The following is a 3532-nucleotide window of genomic DNA, read 5'->3' on the forward strand; positions in this document are numbered from 1 at the left end:
TAGTTGTATGAGTGATGAAACAATCAATAAAATCAGTAAGGAGGCTATGTTCTCTAGAAGTCGGGCTTGATAGGGTAGTATATCCGAACCAGTTCACATATACCACTAAAATGGAAGTATAGACGAACTGGTTCAGAAAGAAGCCTAACCGTTAGGCGTAATCGTGAGCAAAATGAGGTGGAAAAGAAATGAACAGAACAGAACAGATGAGATAGTAAGTAAAATAATAGAATGTTTTAAGGAATATGTGAATAAGAAATTGTTTAATCAAAATTTTATTGGGTCCTATGGAGAATATTATTCTGGAGGTAGATGTCATTCTAGAGTTTTAGGAATACTTATCAAAGCGTTTCAAAAAATGCAATACACTGTAGATGTTGAGAGGTCTATAAAATTCAAAGAACCATATAAACATCCAGAAAGAAAGAGAGCAATGCACCAGTATCGGCCAGATATTACGATTGTAAATAAGCATGATGAAATTGTTGGTATTGTTGAGTATGAAACAATTGATGCCACTGAGGAACATCTATTTACGAAAATAGATTATTTTGATCATGCTATACCTGGGAATCCGACCCTTCAATTTATAATGTTTTGCCCAACTCTCACAACATTAGAGCGTGCACCACAATCGTGGATAGAAACCGATAGAAAGAAATATTCAGAACCAATTGCTGGTAGTTTGAGAAAGCTATCAAGGAAATATGCTAACATAGATGTAATATATGCGATATTGGATGAGAATGAACTATCCTTCAGAATCATGAGAGATGGCAACATTCAAAAGAAATATGAAGAAAATATTTGGATAAATCAGTAAAAAGAAATGAGGATTTAATGGAGAACCTTTTGCTCACGACTCTCCGTTCGCTAACGCTCACTTCGGGGCTATCGCCCACGCCTAACAGGAAGATATGTGGCTTCGCCTTTGGCTACGCCCAAATTTGCTCACTTCGTTCGCAAACTTCACATATCTCCAAACCGTTATATGACATTCCGCCCCGAAGCCATAAAAAATTTAAAGTCTATGTATTACATAAGAGGAGATCATAATGGGACATATAGATATTGAAGTTCATGCTATTGCTGCAAATAACAAAGTCAAACACATTAAAAAAGATTGGGGGATATTTTTCACACCTCAATGGGTTGTTGATTTCATGGTAAACCTAATAGATGAGAGAAAATTAAATACAGACGGTATTAAAATTCTTGAACCTGCCTGTGGAATTTGTCAGTTTCTGATGGGGATCAAAAAGAGTAAAGAACATATTTTTAAAACCGCACTAGTTAAAATAGGTGTGGAAATTAACAAAGAGGTAATTGAATACATTTATGAACATAACTTAGCTCATGGTATACATATCGTTCATTACGATTATCTACTCTGGAATACCGACGAGCGTTTTGATGTGATTATAGGTAACCCACCTTATGGTATACCGAGTTTATCAGAACATTACACAATACGGGTAGATAATGAAACCAAAAAAAGATACAAAGAGATTTATGAAACATGGTATGGGAAATATAATGTTTATGGAGCATTTATAGAAAAGTCAATTAAATTATTGAGAGATAATGGACAGCTTATATTTATTATTCCGGCTACTTTTATAATTTTAGATGAGTTCAAAAAACTTCGTAGTTTTCTTGCAGTACAAGGCAAAACTGAAATTATATATATGGGCAATGATATCTTTAAGCCAGAAGCTGATGTAACTACTGTTGTTCTAAGATTTGTAAAAACAAAATCAGAACGGGGTAAGATAACATTATTTGATTATAATAATGCCAACCTACGGTTAATCACAGAAAATGATAGTTGGAAAGGAGAAGTTGTGTTATTCTCTACAGAATTTAGCAAGAAAGTTGATGAAATTTGCAGTTATAGAGTTGGCGATATATACACAATAAGAATCTCGCCAAGAACACCAGAGATAAAACATAATCCAGAGATCGTCAAAGCAAAGGAAATTCTAAATAAGGACAACTTACTTCCAATTCTCAATGGGAGAAATTTAAAAATAGGTAAAGTGGTCTATAAACCTATGACAGGATATTGGATAGATGAAAATAAAAAAACAAAGTTAAGAAATTTTTTCTATAAACCACATATAGTTGTCGGCTTAGGTTTTAGAGGAGACGGACAAGTAGGCGCTGCTTATGATTATAAAACATATCCATGGATGGGTGACGTTTATCATCTATTAAGAAAACATACTTTAACAAATATGCAATTTGACCTCACAGATAAAGAAGTAGTTGAATTTTTGAACACAGAAATAATAAAAAAATACGTAAATGATATTTTTAGAGACATTACATATCATTTTAACATAACTCAACTTAAGATGCTTCCATTACCTACAAAAGAAGAATTAAGAAAATTGAAAGAGGTGTTATCATGACAAGAAACTGGAAAGAGGATTTGAAGAAATTTGAAAATTTCCTTAAAAAGATAAACATCGAAAAATATGCATATTTGAGACAAATAAAAACTGTAGAACAAGATTTACCAAGAGAACTATTGCCCCTTAAGATATTCTACAGGTATTACTGGGAAACAACTGATTTTAAAGACTATGATGAAGTTTTTAAAATATATTGGTCAGAAAAACTCAATCCTTACATTTATGAATTTATAAAGAAATACTTTTACGGTTGTTCATTACAATTTGTTGAAGAAGGTTTTAGAGCAAGATTATATCGGATATGGATGTCTATTCTTACTCAGTTCCATTTTCAATATTTATGGAATGCACTATTCGTAGAGAAGATAATTTCTTCTGCAGAATTAGATATGATGGGAATCGACGCTATTGTTGCATTGGATAACATAAAAGTTGCCATTCAAGTTAAGAAAGTATCATATAGAAGGGAAGCATCTGACCGTAGATTTACAAGAAGACAACAAACTCATGCTGACATTATTGTGGAAGTACCGTACTTAGTAATAGACATAGAAGAACTAAAAAACAAACTAGAAAATCCTAGAGTGAGAGAATCAACAAAAATAAAATCTCAAAATGCTTTAGACGTATTCAATAAAAATTTCATTAAACTTGATAATGAGTTCGTTATTTTTAGAGAGGAATACTTAAAACATACATATCAGGTAATACTTAAAAAGATAAAAACAACTGGAAAGGGAAATAAGATAACTTATGAGGAAATTTTAATATGGTAAAACATAAAACTACATTCGGCTTCAGAGCGAAACGCTTCGTCGCCTCACTCCTCGCCTTGCTTACGCTCGGTCATATAACAGCAGATAAAGTGGATAAAGCATGAAGAAACTCATGTTTAAAGAGTTACCCAAAAAGATCCTTGAGGAAGGAATAAAATGAATAGGAATAAGACTGGAAACACCAAACTCATTTACTACCTCCAAGAGTTCTACCCAGTCAGAAATCTCCCTTAAAATTTAACCTCTGTAACTCAACATCCACGGACAACGAGTTCTTCTCTATAATTTTCCTTCTTTTGCCTGTTAGTCATACCAAAACACTCTTTCCTGTAACTGCAC

The 3532-nt window shown here is 32.9% G+C and carries 3 protein-coding genes; all 3 read left to right on the forward strand.

What is annotated here, in order from left to right:
* The first annotated feature begins 358 nt into the window (after nt 1–358).
* The 3 genes from J7J33_01120 (at nt 359) to J7J33_01130 (ending at nt 3193) form a co-directional block, all read left to right on the forward strand.
* The gene (locus tag J7J33_01120; protein MCD6167895.1) at nt 359–823 is read left to right on the forward strand and encodes a hypothetical protein; all 465 of its coding nucleotides are present in this window, start codon (nt 359–361) and stop codon (nt 821–823) included.
* A 232-nt stretch (nt 824–1055) separates the two neighbouring features.
* Nucleotides 1056–2414 (forward strand): N-6 DNA methylase, encoded by a 1359-nt coding sequence (locus tag J7J33_01125; GenBank protein MCD6167896.1) that lies wholly within the window; start codon nt 1056–1058, stop codon nt 2412–2414.
* Entirely contained in the window at nt 2411–3193 is a 783-nt protein-coding gene (locus J7J33_01130) for a TaqI family restriction endonuclease (GenBank protein MCD6167897.1), read from the forward strand. Before J7J33_01125 ends, J7J33_01130 begins: the two co-directional genes overlap by 4 nt.
* Nucleotides 3194–3532: the final 339 nt, after the last annotated feature.

It is taken from the genome of Caldisericia bacterium, from assembly GCA_021158845.1.
Taxonomy (GTDB): Bacteria; Caldisericota; Caldisericia; order B22-G15; family B22-G15; genus B22-G15.

Bases quoted from the DNA above. Each gene is read 5' to 3' on its own strand.
- J7J33_01120 (MCD6167895.1), top strand. From the start codon at position 359: ATGCAATACACTGTAGATGTTGAGAGGTCTATAAAATTCAAAGAACCA.
- J7J33_01125 (MCD6167896.1), top strand. From the start codon at position 1,056: ATGGGACATATAGATATTGAAGTTCATGCTATTGCTGCAAATAACAAA.
- J7J33_01130 (MCD6167897.1), top strand. From the start codon at position 2,411: ATGACAAGAAACTGGAAAGAGGATTTGAAGAAATTTGAAAATTTCCTT.